12 protein-coding genes, 1 pseudogene and 1 riboswitch are annotated in these 17,598 nt (G+C 47.6%); of the genes and pseudogenes, 6 read left to right on the top strand and 7 right to left on the bottom strand.

From position 1 onward, the window contains the following. Positions 1-6: 6 nt before the first annotated feature. The 3 genes and pseudogenes from G7083_RS13185 to fbpC form a co-directional block, all read left to right on the top strand. A pseudogene (locus G7083_RS13185) lies at positions 7-708 on the top strand (MFS transporter); the annotation flags it as partial. 280 nt (positions 709-988) lie between these two features. Beyond that, positions 989-3,085 (top strand): iron ABC transporter permease, encoded by a 2,097-nt coding sequence (locus G7083_RS13180; protein WP_166015293.1) that lies wholly within the window; start codon positions 989-991, stop codon positions 3,083-3,085. Positions 3,086-3,096: 11 nt separating this feature from the next. After that, the gene (gene fbpC / locus G7083_RS13175) at positions 3,097-4,152 is read left to right on the top strand and encodes a ferric ABC transporter ATP-binding protein (RefSeq protein WP_166015292.1); all 1,056 of its coding nucleotides are present in this window, start codon (positions 3,097-3,099) and stop codon (positions 4,150-4,152) included. Positions 4,153-4,281: 129 nt separating this feature from the next. Here the strand turns inward: fbpC and G7083_RS13170 are convergent, their stop codons facing one another. Beyond that, positions 4,282-6,219 (bottom strand): DEAD/DEAH box helicase, encoded by a 1,938-nt coding sequence (locus G7083_RS13170; protein ID WP_166015291.1) that lies wholly within the window; start codon positions 6,217-6,219, stop codon positions 4,282-4,284. 372 nt (positions 6,220-6,591) lie between these two features. Between G7083_RS13170 and rnb the strand changes: the two genes are divergently transcribed. Beyond that, positions 6,592-8,610: an exoribonuclease II gene (gene rnb / locus G7083_RS13165; RefSeq protein WP_166015290.1), complete on the top strand. Its 2,019-nt coding sequence runs from the start codon at positions 6,592-6,594 to the stop codon at positions 8,608-8,610. A gap of 130 nt (positions 8,611-8,740) precedes the next feature. On the opposite strand, the gene G7083_RS13160 is transcribed toward rnb, so the two are convergent. Further along, on the bottom strand, positions 8,741-9,097 hold the full coding sequence (locus tag G7083_RS13160; RefSeq protein ID WP_166015289.1) for a DUF3024 domain-containing protein: 357 nt from the start codon (positions 9,095-9,097) through the stop codon (positions 8,741-8,743). A gap of 199 nt (positions 9,098-9,296) precedes the next feature. Between G7083_RS13160 and G7083_RS13155 the strand changes: the two genes are divergently transcribed. Then, positions 9,297-10,133, top strand: coding sequence for a phosphate ABC transporter substrate-binding protein PstS family protein (locus G7083_RS13155; RefSeq protein WP_166015288.1), 837 nt, complete (start codon positions 9,297-9,299; stop codon positions 10,131-10,133). A 98-nt stretch (positions 10,134-10,231) separates the two neighbouring features. Here the strand turns inward: G7083_RS13155 and G7083_RS13150 are convergent, their stop codons facing one another. Further along, positions 10,232-10,903 carry a MaoC family dehydratase gene (locus tag G7083_RS13150; RefSeq protein WP_166015287.1) on the bottom strand — a complete coding sequence of 224 codons (672 nt, stop codon included), beginning with the start codon at positions 10,901-10,903 and terminating at the stop codon, positions 10,232-10,234. A gap of 410 nt (positions 10,904-11,313) precedes the next feature. Further along, a riboswitch (cyclic di-GMP riboswitch) is annotated at positions 11,314-11,425 on the top strand. A gap of 103 nt (positions 11,426-11,528) precedes the next feature. Here G7083_RS13150 and gbpA point away from each other — a divergent pair. Further along, positions 11,529-12,986, top strand: a complete 1,458-nt coding sequence (gene gbpA / locus G7083_RS13145) for an N-acetylglucosamine-binding protein GbpA (protein WP_166015286.1) — start codon at positions 11,529-11,531, stop codon at positions 12,984-12,986. A 119-nt stretch (positions 12,987-13,105) separates the two neighbouring features. On the opposite strand, the gene G7083_RS13140 is transcribed toward gbpA, so the two are convergent. The 4 genes from G7083_RS13140 to G7083_RS13125 all read right to left on the bottom strand — a co-directional run bounded on the left by G7083_RS13140 (position 13,106) and on the right by G7083_RS13125 (position 17,238). Continuing rightward, positions 13,106-13,486 (bottom strand): hypothetical protein, encoded by a 381-nt coding sequence (locus tag G7083_RS13140; RefSeq protein WP_166015285.1) that lies wholly within the window; start codon positions 13,484-13,486, stop codon positions 13,106-13,108. Positions 13,487-13,656: 170 nt separating this feature from the next. Further along, on the bottom strand, positions 13,657-14,646 hold the full coding sequence (araH, locus tag G7083_RS13135) for an L-arabinose ABC transporter permease AraH (RefSeq protein ID WP_166015284.1): 990 nt from the start codon (positions 14,644-14,646) through the stop codon (positions 13,657-13,659). Positions 14,647-14,663: 17 nt separating this feature from the next. Further along, positions 14,664-16,181, bottom strand: a complete 1,518-nt coding sequence (gene araG / locus G7083_RS13130; RefSeq protein ID WP_166015283.1) for an L-arabinose ABC transporter ATP-binding protein AraG — start codon at positions 16,179-16,181, stop codon at positions 14,664-14,666. A gap of 58 nt (positions 16,182-16,239) precedes the next feature. After that, complete coding sequence (locus tag G7083_RS13125; protein ID WP_166015282.1) at positions 16,240-17,238, bottom strand: arabinose ABC transporter substrate-binding protein; 999 nt, start codon at positions 17,236-17,238, stop codon at positions 16,240-16,242. Positions 17,239-17,598 lie beyond the last annotated feature (360 nt).

Below are 17,598 nucleotides of genomic sequence, written 5' to 3'. Positions count from 1 at the left end.
AGCAATATGAAGATTGTACCCAAGGTACAGCCCATAGGAACGATGGAAATCGATCAGGCTTATCGCCACTGGCGCATTCATTTGATGATTTCCATGTATGTCGGTTATGGCGTGTTCTACCTGACACGTAAAAGCTTCAATTTTGCGATGCCGCAAATGCTCAGTGAGTTAGGACTCGCTTACTCAGATTTAGGCTTTCTCGGTACGCTGTTCTACCTCACTTACGGGGTGTCAAAATTTGTTTCGGGTTTGATGATTGACCGCTCCCGCTCGCGCTATTTCATGGGATTGGGGCTGATAGCCACGGGCATCATCAACATGGCTTTTGGTTTAAGTTCGTCCTTGTTAGCTTTTACCTTGTTATGGACGGCGAATGCCTTTTTTCAAGGCTGGGGCTGGCCTGCGTGTGCCAAGGTGCTCACACACTGGTATTCGCGTAGCGAACGGGGCTTTTGGTGGTCAATTTGGAATACTTGCCACAACTTAAGTGGCGCATTGATCCCCATCGTGATTGGTTTTATCAGCTTAACCTTTGGCTGGCGTTACGGGTTCTTGTTTGCGGGCGGGATTGCAATTTTTGTTGGGCTTTGGCTCTGTTATCGCATCCAAGAGAAACCGACCGAAATGGGGTTGCCTTCGGTCGGCGAATGGCGCGGTGATGCCCTTGAACTGGAACACGAAAAAGAAGGCCAAGAAGTGGCATGGAAACAAGGGGACTCCTACCAAATCTTGACCAACACCCAAGCGGAACAGTCGCCGAATGCGCTCGATCCGAAAACACTCAAACTGATCAATTACGATATGGAAACCTACGGCTCTTCTGATGAGCGTAAGCGTTTGATCACCAAGTGGGTTAACGAAATCAAAATGGGTAACTAACCCGAAATCGTAGTCGCACCTTCACTCGGTGGCGGTATTTCTCTCATGACACTTAGCCTGCTCACAGCTTGCGGGCAGGTTAAGTGCGACTCAATAATAAGGTTTGACCATGCATGAGCCTTCTCAAGCGCTGAAACTGACACTCCACCAGCCAGTCAAAACCGATCCGGTTTTTTACTGGCTGGCTGCGGTGCTGTTTAGCTTTATTCTTCTGCCATCCTTTGCTCTGGATTATGGGCTATTTGAATCCACTCCAGATGAATTTTATGCCGCCATGGGTTGGAGTGAACCAAACATTTCTTGGTTCTGGTTTAGTTTGCCTTTATTGCTCGCCTTTCGACCTCGGCAAGCTCAGGGACGTCAGTACACAAACCGCCACTATCTCGATATTGCCTACTCTAGCTTCTGTATGCTGGCCATTTTGCTCAGCGCTTGGCTAAGCGGTAAAGGATTGGGTTATTCCAGCATCATTCTGTTCACTGCCCTTGGTGCTATTATGACGCTGGCTTTCGCTCGCTTGGAATACCTCGGTGGCGACCAGTTTGTCATTAGCTCACTGATCAGCATCATTCTGCTGATTGTGATTTTTATTGTTTATCCGAGCATCGCCATTTTCCTGCCGATGTTTAAAGATGACATGGGCAACTGGACTGCATGGCAGTTCATGACGATCCTGTCCCAGTCTCATACCCTCACCGTCATTTACAACTCGATTGTACTCGGTATTGCGGTAGGCGTTGGCGCCACCTTCTTCGGACTGATTTTTGCCATTTACACCACACGTATTGCCAAACGCTCCGCCTTTATCGCGCGTGTATTTTCCATTTTACCGATCGTGACACCGCCCTTTATTGTCGGGTTGGGCGTGACTTTAATGCTGGGTCGTTCGGGTTATATCACTGAGTTGATGGTCGATTGGTTTGGTTTACAGAAAACCAACTGGCTGTACGGCTTCACGGGGATTTGGCTCGCACAAGTGCTGGCGTTTGCGCCTATGTCCTTCATGATTTTGGATGGCGCACTCAAGTCACTGCACCCTTCATTGGAAGAGGCTGCCTATACGCTTAAAGCCAACCGCTATCAAACCTTCTTCGGCATTATCATGCCACTGCTTAAGCCCGCGTTAGCCAACTCATTTTTGATCATATTCGTGCAATCATTGGCAGATTTCAGTAACCCCTTGGTACTGGGCGGCAGCTTTGATGTGCTCGCAACACAAATCTATTTCTATATTGCAGGGGCGCAGCTGGATTACGCTTCTGCCAGCACACTCGGTTCGGTTCTGCTGCTGTTCTCACTCGCGATTTTTGTGATGCAGTATCTGTGGATCGGCCAGCGCTCCTACGTCACCATTTCTGGTAAAGCCTACCGTGGCGATGTGCAAGAGATGCCCACCTCACTGAAATTGGGCGTCACTGTGACTTTGTATGCGTGGATGATCTTTAACGTTCTGCTCTACGGCAGCATCTTCTTCGGCAGCTTTACGGTGAACTGGAGCGTCGATTACAGCCTAACCTTCAAAAACTACCTCAATCTGTTTGGGAATGGCATGTCTGATGGCGCTTGGCCGTCACTGATCACTACCATGATTTATGCAGGAGTGGCCGCTCCGATTACTGCCCTGTTCGGCTTATTGATTGCTTATGTGGTGGTGAGACAGCAGTTCTACGGCAAAAAAGTGATCGAGTTTTCCACCATGCTCTGCTTTGCCGTACCCGGTACAGTGGCAGGCGTTTCCTACATCTTGGCGTTTAACGATGCGCCGATTTATTTAACCGGTACCGCCGCAATTGTGGTGATCTCAATGGTGATGCGTAACGTGCCTGTGGGGATCCGCTCTGGTATTGCAGGACTCGGGCAGCTCGATAAATCATTGGATGAAGCGTCACTGAGCTTACGTGCCAGCTCATTACAAACCATTCGCTACATCATTTTGCCACTGCTGCGCCCTGCGATTCTTTCTACGCTGGTGTACAGTTTTGTGCGGGCGATGACCACGGTCAGTGCGATCATCTTTCTGGTTACACCGGAAACCCGCGTTGCAACGTCCTACATTCTGAACCGAGTCGAAGATGGTGAGTACGGCATCGCTATCGCCTACGGTTCCGTGCTGATTGTCGTGATGTTAGCCATCATTTTGTTGTTCGATTTACTGGTCGGTGAAGCTCGCGTTTCTCGTTCCAAAGCCACCAATCAAGATTCTTAGGAGACATCACCGTGGAAAAACAAAACTTTGTTGTACTCAAAAACATCTGCAAACGCTTTGGTAGCAATACCGTGATTGGCAACTTGGATCTTGAGATCAAAAAAGGCAGCTTAGTCACGCTACTTGGCCCTTCCGGTTGCGGGAAAACCACCGTTTTGCGTTTGGTTGCCGGCTTAGAGAAACCGACCAGCGGGCAGATTTTCATCGATGGTGAAGATGTCACCGAACGTTCCATCCAACAACGCGATATCTGTATGGTATTTCAGTCATATGCCCTATTCCCACATATGTCTCTGTACGAAAACGTGGCTTATGGCTTAAAGATGCTCAAGTTACCGAGTGAAGAAGTGCGTCAGCGAGTTGATGAAGCACTTAAAATTGTTGATCTCGAAGGAATGGGTGAACGCTATGTTGACCAGATTTCCGGCGGCCAGCAGCAACGTGTTGCCCTTGCCCGTGCTTTGGTGCTCAAACCTAAGGTGCTGCTGTTTGATGAGCCTTTGAGTAACTTAGATGCCAACTTGCGCCGCAGCATGCGTGAAACCATTCGCGAGCTGCAACAGCGTTTTGATATTACCTCGCTCTACGTGACGCACGATCAGGCAGAAGCCTTTGCGGTATCGGATACTGTTATCGTGATGAAACAAGGCGATATTATGCAAATTGGCACGCCACAAGAGTTGTATAAAGCGCCTAAGTCGATGTTTATGGCGAACTTTATGGGTGAGGGCAATATGTTCCAAGGCCATTTTGACGGGCAGCAGATCCACATTAATGGCTATGCAATTGATGCCGATCTTGAAGTGACGCGGGATAAGCCTACCGGCGAATATCAAATTGGTGTCCGGCCAGAAGCGATCACCTTACATAGGCAAGGCAGCGAAAGCCAAGCCTGCCAAATCCTCAAATCGGCGTATATGGGTTCAATGTATGAAGTGACCGTAAAATGGCACGATCAAGAACTGCTGTTACAGCTCAATTCCGCGCAGTTTAATCACACGTTAACTCAGCACGCGTATGTAGTCTTTAACCCTCGCGGCCTATTTTTACTGCCGTTCGAAGAATGATATAGCTCTGACATTAGCCGTCTTTCCCTTTTATTTTCAAACAATCACCACCGCCCAAGGCGTTGGTTTAGGGGTGACAACAAAAAACCCGCCGTAAAAACGGCGGGTTTATCAATCAATCACTAATGATTAAGCTTCGTCACGACGACGACTTTGGCCATGGCCACGCTCGCCGCGGTAGCTACCGCTGCTTTCACCGCTACGGTTACGCTCGAAACGACGCTCGCCTTCACGGAAAGGACGACCTTCACCGCTACGACCACGGCAGCCTTCGCGTCCACCTTCACGACCGCCACGGAAACCGCCTTCACGGTTGCCTTCTGGACGACGCGCGCCATCACGACGTGGAGCACCACCGTCACGACGACCACCACGAGATTCGCGGAAATCATCGAAGTCACACACTACTGCACCAACTTCTTTTTGACGAATGCGCAGTTTGCGCAGTTTATTGGTTACATCACTCGACATTGATTTTGGCAACTGAACGAAAGTATGGCCTTGCGCCAGTTTGATCGCGCCGATCGAACCTTTAGTCAGACCCAGCTCGTTCGCCAATGCGCCAACGATATCTTTCACTTGTACGCCTTGGTCACGGCCAACTTGCAGTTGGTAAGTGTTCCAATCGTGGTTCTCTTGATCACGACCACCAAACTCACGACGCGCTGGACGATCACCATCACGGCGGTCATCACGACGCTCACGACGACGTGATTTTTCACGCTCCATCGCTTCGATCATTGGGTCTGCACCAACGTAGAACAGTGGACGTTTACCTTGCTGACGCTTAAGCAGGATCGCCGCCAGTGTGGTTGAATCGATTTCCAGAGAAGCTTGCAGCTTTTCAATCAGATCGGTAAAGCGCTCTAGTGAGCTGTGTTCTTTATCTTCAGCCAGTTCAAGACCCAGCTTATTCAGGCGAGACTCAGCCACTTTATCGCGATGCGGCAGTTGAATTTCTTCCATTGAAGAACGAGTTACACGCTCAATGGTACGCAGCATACGAATTTGGTTAGTACGCACTAACAGGATCGCTTTACCTTTACGTCCAGCACGACCAGTACGGCCGATACGGTGGATGTAAGATTCCACATCAAATGGAATGTCGTAGTTAAATACGTGAGTGATACGTGGAACATCAAGGCCACGAGCCACAACGTCAGTCGCAACCAGAATATCAATCACACCTTGTTTGATATGATCAACAGTGCGCTCACGCAGTGATTGAGGAATATCACCGTGCAGAGCCGCCGCTTTAAAGCCACGGGCACACAACCAATCCGCTAGGCGCTCGGTATCTTGACGAGTACGCACGAATACGATTGAAGCATCGGTTTCTTCGGTTTCCAGCAGACGCGCCATCGCTTCGTCTTTTTCAACACCTTTTACTACCCAGTATTGCTGCTCAACTTTTGCAACGGTTTGGTTAGAACCCGCTACGTCGATGCTCTCTGGGTTACGTAGGTAACGTTCAACGATGTCTTTTACCATTGGTGGCATAGTCGCAGAGAACAACACACGTTGTGCTGATTCAGGCGCTTGCTCCATGATCCAAGTTACGTCATCCACGAAGCCCATTTTGAGCATTTCGTCTGCTTCATCAAGGATGAAAGTGTGACATTCGTCAAGGTGCAGACGATCACGAGTGATCAGATCTTTTACACGACCAGGAGTTCCCACCACAATGTGCGCACCTGATTTCAGTGCGCGCATTTGATCAAGAATTGAAGCACCACCGTAGATCTCAAGAACTTTAAGACCTTTGATGTTTTTGCCAAGGTTTTTGACTTCTGCTGCAACTTGGATTGCCAGTTCACGAGTTGGAGCCATAACGATAGCTTGTGGCTTGTATTGTGACAGATCAAGTTTGTTGAGCAGAGGCAAAGAGAATGCCGCTGTTTTACCAGTACCCGTTTGCGCTTTACCTAGTGCATCACGGCCATCAAGCAGGAAAGGAATTGCAGCTGCTTGAATTGGAGTTGGTGATACGAAGCCCATTTCGTTTAGGGCAGAAAGGATGTCGCTGTTCAGTGCTAAATCACTGAATTGAATTGCAGTATCTTGCATGGGGATCCCACTAAATGAAGAAATAACCAAGGTCCCACGTGCTTTACCATTCCAACCAATCCAATGAATTGCTGAGTCCGTTCAGATGCGGATAAGTATTAAAACGCATCAAGCCGCTAGGGACATATAAGGGACGCGGATTATTCCTTAAACGCATAAAAAAAGCCAGAAAAAATTGAATTTCATCACAAAATTTTCTTAGCAAAGGAAAAATGGCGTCTGATTAACCGAAAAAACCATAAAAGCTGCGAAACTGCTGATATTTTCAGCGCGCAAATCGGCTGCAAATCCCATCCAATCTCACGTTTTCGGTAGTAATCCACCTCTTCAATGATTATAGTTGTGCCCAACTTAAACGGTTAGATAAATAAAATGTTCCAAGACAATCCGCTCCTCGCGCAGCTTAAACAGCAAATCCAAGAAACCCTGCCTAAAAAAGAAGGCACCATCAAAGCCAGCGACAAAGGTTTTGGCTTCCTCGAAGTGGATAGTAAGACTAGCTACTTTGTTCCACCTCCGTATATGAAGAAGTGCCTGCATGGTGACAAAGTCATGGCGTTCATCCGTACCGAGAATGAACGTGAAGTCGCCGAGCCTGCAGAGTTGGTCGAACAATCGCTGACGCGCTTTATTGGCCGCGTAAAACTGTTTAAAGGCAAACTGAATGTTGCGCCGGATCATCCACAACTCAAAAAGATGGCACTCAAGGCGAAAGCCAAAAAAGGCCTTAACGGAACAGAGCTGCAAGAAGGTGATTGGGTGGTGGCCCAGCTCATCCACCATCCCCTGAAAGGGGATAACGGTTTCTTCGCCGAAATTACGCATAAAATCACCGATGCAGATGATAAAATTGCACCTTGGTGGGTTACGCTGGCGGAAAATGATCTGCCCAATAGCGAACCGACCGGAATTGACGATTGGCAACTAAAAGATGACACTGATTTGGTGCGTGAAGATCTAACTGACCTGCCATTTGTCACCATCGATGGTCAATCGACCAAAGATATGGACGATGCGCTATACGCGCAGCAGTTGCCTAACGGTGATTTTGCGTTAACCATCGCGATTGCCGATCCAACCGCTTATATCACACCAGAAGATGAGATGGACAAAGTCGCCCGCGAGCGTGGCTTTACCATCTACTTGCCAGGGCGCAACATTCCAATGCTGCCACGTGATCTCGCCGATGAGCTTTGCTCGTTAATGGAAAACCAAGTTCGCCCTGCGCTGTGCTGCTCGGTGACCATCAGTAAAGATGGCGTAATTGGCGATGACATTCGCTTCTTTGCCGCCAACATCAAATCCCATGCACGCTTGGTGTATGACCATGTTTCTGACTGGTTGGAGACAGGCCACTCTGAGCAATGGCAACCGAGTGCCGAGATTGCCCAAGTAGTCCGCGATCTTTACGCGTTCTCACAAGCACGTGCGACTTGGCGCGAAACCCACGCCGTGGTGTTCCCTGATCGCCCAGATTATCGTTTTGAACTCAGTGAAGATAACGATGTAGTAGCGATTCACGCCGATCTACGCCGCTCGGCAAACCGCTTGGTGGAAGAGTCGATGATCACCGCCAATATTTGTGCAGGTCAAACCCTACAAGCAACTTTTGGCTTTGGCGTATTTAATACCCACGCCGGTTTCAAAGCTGAAAAATTGGCCGATGTGGTTGAATTAATGACCGCGCACGGTGCACCCGATGCCGATGTGGAAACACTGACCAGTGTCGCTGGCTTTGCTGCTCTACGCCGCTGGCTAGCCACCCAACAGACCAGTTATCTCGATAACCGGATCCGTAAGAGCCAAAGCTACAGCGAGATTGGCAACCAGCCACTGCCACATTTTGCGATGGGGCTTGATGTCTACGCGACTTGGACCTCTCCAATCCGTAAATATGGCGATATGATCAACCACCGTTTACTCAAAGCGCACATTTTGGGTAAAGCTCCAGTACAAACGCCAGATGAAACCGTGGGTGAAGAGCTTGCGCTGCATCGTAAACACCACAAAATTGCAGAGCGTAATGTCGCCGATTGGCTCTATGCGCGCACACTGGCGGATGAACCGGCCAAAGAGACTCGCTTCCAAGCCGAAATCTTTGATATCAACCGTGCAGGCATGCGCGTACGTTTACTGGAAAACGGCGCAATGACCTTTATTCCAGGTGCACTGATCTTGGCCAATAAAGAGCGTCTTGAATGTAACGGCGAAACCGGCACGGTACTGATTGATAAACAAGTGGTGTATCAATTGGGTGATGTATTGGAAATTGTGCTGACAGAAGTGAATCAGGAGAACCGCAGCTTAGTGGGTAAACCCACCCAAGTGTTTGCGGATGTCGCTGTTGAAGTTGCCTCTCCAGTTGTCGAGCCGAGTGAGCCACAAGCGTAAGGTACGCTGACCACTCCTCCAGTGATCACAAGGCATTCTTCGGAATGCCTTCTTTTATCTCGCGTTATCTCGCGCTTCCCTTTTTTATCTCACATTGTTTTTTATCTCACAGAATGCGCTTACTGCGCGATTAGCCCCAGAAATAGCTTTTCGGATCTTTTTCCACTTCACGGATCATCGCGGTCAAATCATGGCTGCGCGCTAAAAAAGGATAAGGGATCCAAGGCTCATCGCCTACAGCGGCATCCGAATCATAAGCATAGAGCTCCCACTGGTTTGACTCTGGTTGCCAAATAATTTTCGCGACCAAGCTTTGATAATCACACTGGGTTGAATCTAACTTGTAGTGGCACCAAATAAACTGCACACCATGATCAATCACCTCAAAGCTCGCTTTCCCAAGCTCAGCCGGCAGGCTTTGATTGCGATAGTTGCACAGTAGCTCAGCGCGGCGCTCAAGCTGTTTTTGCTGCAGATGAACAATCATTTTAACCTCACCACTCAATCAAGGTTGCTCGTATGGCTAACGGTACACCACCATTCTATGCTTGCAAGATGATTTAACGGTAACCATTTTCGATCAATTCCAACGTGATATCGCTAACTCTACGCATAAATTCACATTTTTGTCATACGCTTCAGGTAAGCTGGTTGAGATATTTTTTTGATAATACGGGAGCAACTCTATGTTTAAAATGGCACTTGCCGCCGTTTGCGCAGTTTTCTTTTCTATCAGCACGATGACATTTTCTGTGCAAGCAAGTGAAATTAACGTTTCAGGTTCCACTTCCGTGGCCAGAATCATGGATATACTGGCAGAAGAGTACAACAAGGCGCATCCTGCAACTTATGTTGCCGTACAAGGCGTCGGTTCAACGGCCGGCATCTCACTATTACAAAAAGGGGTGGCGGACATTGCAATGACCTCACGTTACCTGACCGAAAGTGAGGCGCAAAATGATCTGCACAGTTTTACGCTGGCGTTTGATGGTTTAGCGATTGTGGTTAACCAAACCAATCCAATCACCAATTTAAGCCGCGAGCAGCTTTACGGCATCTACAAGGGCCAAATCACTAACTGGAAACAAGTCGGTGGTCATGATCAGAAGATTGCCTTGGTCACTCGGGAGGCCTCTTCCGGCTCGCGCTACAGCTTTGAAAGCTTGATGGGATTGACCAAAACGGTCAATAATCGCCAAGTGTCTGACGTTACTCCAACCGCTTTAGTGGTGAATAGCAACAGCATGGTGAAAACCTTAGTCAATCACAATACCCAAGCGATTGGCTTTATCTCGATTGGTTCGGTCGATAAATCGATTAAGTCCATCCAGTTTGAAAAAACAGAACCAAGCGCAGATAACATCGCTAAACACAGCTACCAACTCTCACGCCCTTTCTTGATTTTGCACTACCCAGAGAAAGCAAGTGAGCAAACCAAGCAATTCATTGCCTTTTTACAATCTGAACCAACCAAAAAATTGATTGTGGAATATGGCTATATTATGCCAAGCAATGAAGAGTAACTTGCCGCATTAAGAAGTGTTCGGAGCGAAAAAGACTAAGGAGAGCACAAGCTCTCCTTAGTTGAATTTGATTTGTTGTCGTTTGTGATCGTTAGCCACTAAAAATGCAGTTGGATCACTGAAACCACCACACAGCCTGGGCGGCGCACACCTTCAATTTCAACCTTAATTTCACGTTCAATCTCAAGACCTTTTTTGATCGGCGTGACTTTTGATAACGTACTCACCGCCCGCACGCGGTTGCCCGCTTTAACTGGGTACGGGAAACGCACGGAATTAAGGCCAATGTTGACCACCATTTTAGCACTCGGGAATAGCGAGTTCTGTTCATCAACACTGTCGGTCAATTTCGGCAATAACGCTAGCGTCAAAAAGCCATGCGCGATGGTCGTTTTGAAGGGAGATTCCACCGCAGCACGCTCAGGATTGGTATGGATCCACTGCATATCTTCGGTGATAGCACCAAACTGATTAATGCGCGATTGATCGACCAGCAACCATTCACCAGTGTGGATCACTTCACCAACTTGGTATTGTAGCTGATCATACACTTGTTGTGCTTGAGGATTGAGCACAATCGACTCTGGGATGGGAGTCTCTTCATTGGCTGGCAAATGCAAATCTTTCACCCAAGCAAATAGCGGGCGACGATGGGTTTTGCTCAAAATATCATCCCAGTATTCACGTACTGAAGGAGACATCCACTGTTTAAACTCAGTGTGCTTAACCAAATGTTCAGCTCGATGCTTTAGCAGATCAGCGACTCTCATCACAACCTCATTCTTAACCAAGAAGAAATATAAACGTCCTAATTTTGAAGTACTTCACAGTAAGCTGCAATGACTTTCGGGCGTACAGGCGTATTCCTTAAGCAACAAGTTAAATAAAAACAATAAGTTAACAATAAAACATTATTTTATTAGTCTTATCTCGATGAAAGTAATTACACCTTTCATTTTAGCTGCCAATCTCAAAATTGTTGGTGATTCGATCACTATGTTTGAACCTGAAATCATGTGGGAAAAATCTGACCTTACACCAAGCATCCCCATAGAAAACGTGATAATCATTTACATTTAATATCAATCAGTTAAATGCAAAATCATCACGATGAGAGTTTGATTCCATAAATTGGGCACTCAGTGGCTTTCTGGGTTTAATTTGGTTAAATTTGCGCTTGATCACATTTCGGCAAACCACTTGAAAAAGTGGGACGCAAAGCCACCGGTCTGTGGTGTTCAAGCTGCTCGCTCAAACACAGGCTTGATCGCTATGATAGCGGGGTTGCCAGCACAGTTTCACTGCGTTGTCGGCTTGCGTTGCTGAATGAACAAAAAAAATAACGCCTGACTATCGATCAGGCACAATATGTCAGCCAACAAAAAAGAGTTTGTGATGAAAAAGCAACCTATAATGACCGCGATTACCTTAGCTTTATCGGCAATCAGTGGTATCGCCTATGGCCATGGTTATGTGTCAGCAGTAGAAAACGGCGTCGCGGAAGGACGTGTCGCATTGTGTAAATATGCCGCCAATGACACCGGTGAGAAAAACACCAACTGCGGCGCAATTCAATATGAGCCACAAAGTGTTGAAGGACCCGAAGGTTTCCCAATCTCAGGACCGCGTGATGGCAAAATTGCCAGCGCAGAAAGCGCACAGGCCGCTGCACTCGATGAGCAAACTGCGGATCGTTGGGTAAAACGCCCAATTCAAGCGGGTCCACAAAACTTTGAGTGGACGTTTACCGCCAACCACGTCACCAAAGATTGGAAATACTACATCACCAAACCGGATTGGAACGCCAACCAAGCCTTATCACGTGGTTCTTTTGATCTAAACCCATTTTGTGTGATTGAAGGCAATATGGTGCAACCACCGAAACTGGTCAGCCATGAGTGTATTGTGCCTGAGCGCGAAGGCTACCATGTGATCCTTGCGGTGTGGGATGTGGGTGATACGGCGGCGGCGTTTTACAACGTCATCGATGTCAAATTTGCTGGCGATAGCCCAGTGATCCCAGATTGGCAACAAGGTGGGCAGATCATCCCAACCATGGACCTGAGTATTGGTGATACCGTATTTACTCGTGTATTTGATGCTGCCGGTGAAAACCCAGCTTACCGCACTGAGCTTAAAATCGATTCGCAAACGCTGACCCAAGCCAACCAGTGGTCTTATGCTTTAGCCAGTAAAATCAACCAAACCCAAACTCAGCTACGAGCTGGCCAGCTCAATGGTGATCAGTTTGTGCCGGTGTACGGCACTAACCCAATCTATCTAAAAGATTCGAGTGGCTTACAACGGGTTGAAATCGGTTATCACATCGAAGCACCACAGCCAGAATATTCGCTCACCGTATCCGGTTTAGCTGCCAACTACCAGATTGGTGAACAACCGGTGCAACTGGATCTGACGCTTGAAGCGCAAGGTGACATGACCGCAGAGCTGACGGTGTATAATCATCATCAGAGACCATTAGCAAGCTGGAGCCAAGCTATCAACGATGGTGAAGTGAAATCAGTGCAATTGACACTCAGCGAAGCCAAAGTTGGCCACCATATGCTGGTGTCTCGCAGCAAAGATCGCGATGGCAACTTGCAATATCAACAAACCCTAGATTTCATGCTGGTCGAGCCACAAACGCCACCTAGCGAAGGGGATTACGACTTTGTCTTCCCTCACGGTTTAGATCAATACGTTGATGGCAGCAAAGTACTGGCTGAAGATGGTGCTATTTACCAATGTAAGCCATGGCCATACTCAGGTTACTGCCAACAGTGGACTACCAATGCGACTCAGTACCAACCAGGTACGGGTAGTCATTGGGAAATGGCGTGGGACAAACTGTAATCCCGCTCTAAAACACAAAATCCCCCAGCCAAGGCCGGGGATTTTTTATGCCAAGTGGCAAGTGTCAGGATTGGCGTTCAGCCAACAGTTACTTGCCACTCAATCTTGACGATGGCGTGTTACTCTTCTTCTATCTCACACTCAGTACAGCTTTGCAGGGCAATCTCGTGCTCAAACACAATACTCTCGTCACCATCGGCCAGTAGTTCAGCAATTTCATCGGCAACTTCTTGCTCATCTTCCGCATCCACCTGATCCGCCAGCTCTTGTTCTGAATAACCAAAGAAATTCAGTAACAAGTAATCCCGCGCTTGCGATTCACTGCAAGTCACGTTCACGGCTAAATCCGGCTCAAGGTTGTCTTGGGCAATCAACTCTGCAACCTGAGCTAAGACTTCTTCTTTCATCGCGACAGTTAACCAACCAAGATCGGTACTCACTTTGGTGTTTTTACAGTTAAAACAAGGCAGTTGTTCAAAGTAATAGTGAAAATCAGTCATAGATCATTTCTTCTTTAACGTGTTGAGTGATCCGATTATGCGCGATTTTTGGCAAAATACTATCTCAATCCGCCTTAAGTGTCGCAGCAAGCCGCGCTGTAACGCAAAATCCCTCGGCCTTAGCTGAGGGATTTGTTCTGCTTTACCATACGAAATGGCACGAGCCCAACTTAGCTATGTTGATTTTGTTTATAACGATCGAAGATCACCGCCGCGAGTAAGATGATGCCGCGTACCACATATTGTGAGAAAGGTGACATATTCAGCAGATTCATCGCATTTTCGACTGTGCCCAAAATCAGCACCCCAGCAATCACATAGGAGACTTTACCAATCCCACCTTTCAGTGAAACGCCACCCAAGACACAAGCCGAAATCACCACCAGTTCAAGACCGACCGAAGTCATTGGCTGACCACTGGTCATACGTGCCGCCAAAATCACTCCAGCCAATGCCGAGATAAATCCCGACACCGTAAAGATGATCATCTTGGTTTTCACCACATTAACCCCAGCCAACCGCGCCGCTTCTTCGTTACCGCCAATCGCTAACGTATTGCGCCCATAGACGGTGCGATTGAGCAAAAAAGCGAACACAGCAAAAGTGATCATGGTTAACCAAATCGGGGTCGGAATACCGAAAATTGATGAATTACCTAAGGCAAAAAAGTTCTCTTCGGTGATCCCGACCGCTTTACCATCAGAGATGATATAGCCCAAACCACGCGCAATTTGCATCGTGGCCAGCGTCGTGATCAAAGCGTTGATTTGTAGTTTGGCAATCACAAAACCGTTGAGTAGCCCAAATGCCACTCCAGACAGTAGACCAGCACCAATCCCAAGCACCACACTACTGGTGGCGTTGATCGCCACCGCAGTCACCACGCCAGAGCAAGCAACAATTGACGCAACCGATAAATCCAAATCACCACACGCAAGGCAAAACAACATCGCACATGCCACCATGCCACTCATCGAAATGGCGAGCCCTAACCCTTTCATGTTGATAAAGGTCGCAAAGTAAGGCACGAAAAATGCGCACAACAAAAACAGGCCGGCAAACACCATCAGCATTCCGAAGCGATCCCAAATACCGGCAAAACTCAAGGTACGTTTCTCATCTTGCGGTGTGAGTATTTTTGTAGAACTCGTTATAGACATAATGATACTCCTTAATGTTAAGCGGCTGCCGCATCGTCCTGATCAAGCATGGCCAGACGAAGTGCGGTTTGTTCGTTAAACTGCTGACGAGTTAATTCGCCAGCCACTGCACCTTCTTTCATCACCAAGATCCGATCAGAAATACCCAACACTTCTGGTAAATCACTGGAAACAACCAGCACCGTTACCCCATTTTCTGCCAGCTTAAAAATCAGTTCATAAATTTCGGATTTCGCTCCGACATCGATCCCGCGCGTCGGCTCATCGAGTAAAATCACACTCATCGCGGTTGATAACCAGCGTCCCAGAATCACTTTTTGCTGATTACCACCAGACAACTTGCCTACCGGTTGATCTAAAGATGCTGCTTTAATATTTAACGCCTCTTTTTGCTTAGTCGCGTTAGAGGTTTCCCAAGCAAAATCGATCAAACTCCTCAGTTTTAAGTGCCATGGTCGAGCACTGATATTGGTATTTTCTTGCAGCGACATAATCGGCACGATGCCATCAGCTTTGCGGTCTTCGGAACACAGCGTGATCCCTAGACGAATCGCATCGCGCGGACTTTTCACGCTGACTTTGACATCGTGTAGATAAAGATCGCCGGCGGTTTTTCTATCCGCACCAAAGATCAGGCGGGTCAACTCGGTACGACCAGCGCCGACCAAGCCAAATAGTCCAAGGATTTCCCCTTGCTGAATATCTAAAGATACCGGGGCACTTAAGCCTGGGCCTTCAACGTTTGCTAAACGCAAACCACTTTCGCCTAACTTACGTGGTCGGTAGTTGTAAATATCATTAATTTCACGCCCAACCATTAGAGCCACTAAGCGATCATGGGTCAGCTCTGACATCGCATAGAATGACTGCACATGTTGGCCATCTTTGAAAATAGTGATCGCATCGCACAGCTCGAAAATTTCTTCCATACGGTGTGAAACATATAAAATGATTTTGCCGTCATCACGCAGTTCACGGATCACTTTGAACAGGTTTTGGATTTCACGTTGTGACAAGCTACTGGTCGGCTCATCAAAGGCAATAATTTGTGCATTGCGGCTGAGTGCTTTGGCAATTTCCACCATTTGCCATTGACCGATCGACAACGCTTTCAATGGACAAGCAGGATCGAAGGTTTCACCTAAACGCTGCAGTTGAACTCGTGCATTGCGGTTAAGGGTTTCGGTATCAACTCGGCCACCTTGGGTTGGTAATTGCCCTAGATAAATGTTCTCCGCCACCGTCAGTTCAGGAACTAAGTTGAGCTCTTGATAAATAATCGCGATACCGTGCTCAAGCGCATCATTGGTTGAATTGAGCACGACGGGTTGCCCATCAATCGCGATTTGACCTTCGGTCGGCTGGTGTAAACCACTTAACGTTTTCAATAAGGTTGATTTACCAGCCCCATTTTCCCCCATTAAAGCGTGAATACTGCCGGCATCCGCGCGAAAACTGACATTGTGCAGAGCCTTCACACCCGGGAAATGCTTAGAAATATTTCGAAATTCAAGATAAGACGGGGACGTTGCCATAACATACTCTCCGTAAATGAGTGGATGACGGCCAGTGTGACCGTCATCGCCAATCGGCTTATAGCCCTTTTTTCGCTAGTTCAGCTTTGAAGTTGTCACGGGTGATCAGTACCACATCGGTCACTTCCACAAACTTCTCGGGTTCAAGATCCTCTTTCACCCATTTGTAGAGCGATTCAATACTTTTATAGCCATGCACATCTGGGCTAGGCAGTAATGAGCCATAGAAACCGGTCGGTTGCGACTTGGCCAGTTCATTCACCGCATCGACTCCATTGATGCCAACGCCAATCACATTATTGGCATTAAAGCCTTGGCCTTCAGTGGCACGCACTCCGCCGAGAACGGTGTTATCGTTCATGCCGACGATCAACCATTGCTTCACATTCGGGTATTGCACCAGTAGTGAGTTAGCCGCATCCAGTGCTCCTGGAATATCATTGGTTTTGGTCGGTACACGGTAGATTTGACTTTCTGGGAAACCCGCTTGTTTCAGCGCCGCGATAGAGCCGCTGACTCGGCGACGTGCCGTATCCAGCTCATCGGCGGTGATCGCCATCACAGCCGTGGTTGAGACATCCCAATTACGCTTTTGCATTTCTTGGTACAGCTCAAGCCCTTGGCGCTCACCAATCGCGGTAGCGGCCATCATCACCAATGGCACCTCGGTCATCGGCTCGCCTTGTGCGTTGAGGAACTGATCATCCACTGTGACTACTTTGAGATCATAACTTTTGGCTTTAGCCATGATCGCAGGACCTAACTTGGGATCTGGCGTACAAATGACAAATCCTTTCGCCCCTTGCGCGGCTAATGTATCAATCGCATTGAGGGTTTTCTCGCCATCCGGTACCGCCATTTTTATCACTTGAAAGCCCAAATCCTTACCGGCTTTTTCCGCAAATGACCATTCAGTTTGAAACCACGGCTCTTCAGGTTGCTTAACGAGGTAACCTAGTCTCGTATCATCATTGGAACCAAAAAATGCATTGGCTGAGGCACTGAGTACGGTAACGCCAGATAGAGCAGCGATTGTGAGTAGTTTTTTTAGTTTCATTGTTATCCATCCACTGGTAGAGGTGAGTGTTCGCTATTCATAGTTGTAGATTTAACAATATTTATTAGTGACCATAATCACAGTCAAAAAATGTAGCGCTTTTATCCATTAACTTAGCCATAGAGGATATGACTCAGCTCGCATTCATATCGAGCATGATTTATTCATGCCAATAAAATAAGCAAATTTAGCCACAAAATCGCAAATGTGGCTAACTTAGCCCCACCCCCACAAACTGCAAGTCACAACACAAAAAAAACTCCATGACGTTTTTATCCATAAAATCAGCAAACAGATTTATGGGATAAGCGCCATGCTACCGCTATAACTTGGACAAAATTTGGTTTGCTGAGCAAAAGT

Source organism: Vibrio sp. HDW18, from assembly GCF_011306175.1.
In the GTDB taxonomy this organism is placed as follows: domain Bacteria; phylum Pseudomonadota; class Gammaproteobacteria; order Enterobacterales; family Vibrionaceae; genus Vibrio; species Vibrio chanodichtyis.
The sequence above is the reverse complement of the archived record's forward strand: the minus strand, read 5'-3'. Positions and strand labels throughout refer to the sequence as shown.

Coding starts and splice junctions, on each gene's coding strand:
- G7083_RS13125 (WP_166015282.1), bottom strand. CDS start 17,238: ATGAAACTAAAAAAACTACTCACAATCGCTGCTCTATCTGGCGTTACC.
- G7083_RS13160 (WP_166015289.1), bottom strand. CDS start 9,097: ATGATTGTTCATCTGCAGCAAAAACAGCTTGAGCGCCGCGCTGAGCTA.
- G7083_RS13180 (WP_166015293.1), top strand. CDS start 989: ATGCATGAGCCTTCTCAAGCGCTGAAACTGACACTCCACCAGCCAGTC.
- gbpA (WP_166015286.1), top strand. CDS start 11,529: ATGAAAAAGCAACCTATAATGACCGCGATTACCTTAGCTTTATCGGCA.
- G7083_RS13155 (WP_166015288.1), top strand. CDS start 9,297: ATGTTTAAAATGGCACTTGCCGCCGTTTGCGCAGTTTTCTTTTCTATC.
- rnb (WP_166015290.1), top strand. CDS start 6,592: ATGTTCCAAGACAATCCGCTCCTCGCGCAGCTTAAACAGCAAATCCAA.
- G7083_RS13170 (WP_166015291.1), bottom strand. CDS start 6,219: ATGCAAGATACTGCAATTCAATTCAGTGATTTAGCACTGAACAGCGAC.
- G7083_RS13150 (WP_166015287.1), bottom strand. CDS start 10,903: ATGAGAGTCGCTGATCTGCTAAAGCATCGAGCTGAACATTTGGTTAAG.
- araH (WP_166015284.1), bottom strand. CDS start 14,646: ATGTCTATAACGAGTTCTACAAAAATACTCACACCGCAAGATGAGAAA.
- G7083_RS13140 (WP_166015285.1), bottom strand. CDS start 13,486: ATGACTGATTTTCACTATTACTTTGAACAACTGCCTTGTTTTAACTGT.
- araG (WP_166015283.1), bottom strand. CDS start 16,181: ATGGCAACGTCCCCGTCTTATCTTGAATTTCGAAATATTTCTAAGCAT.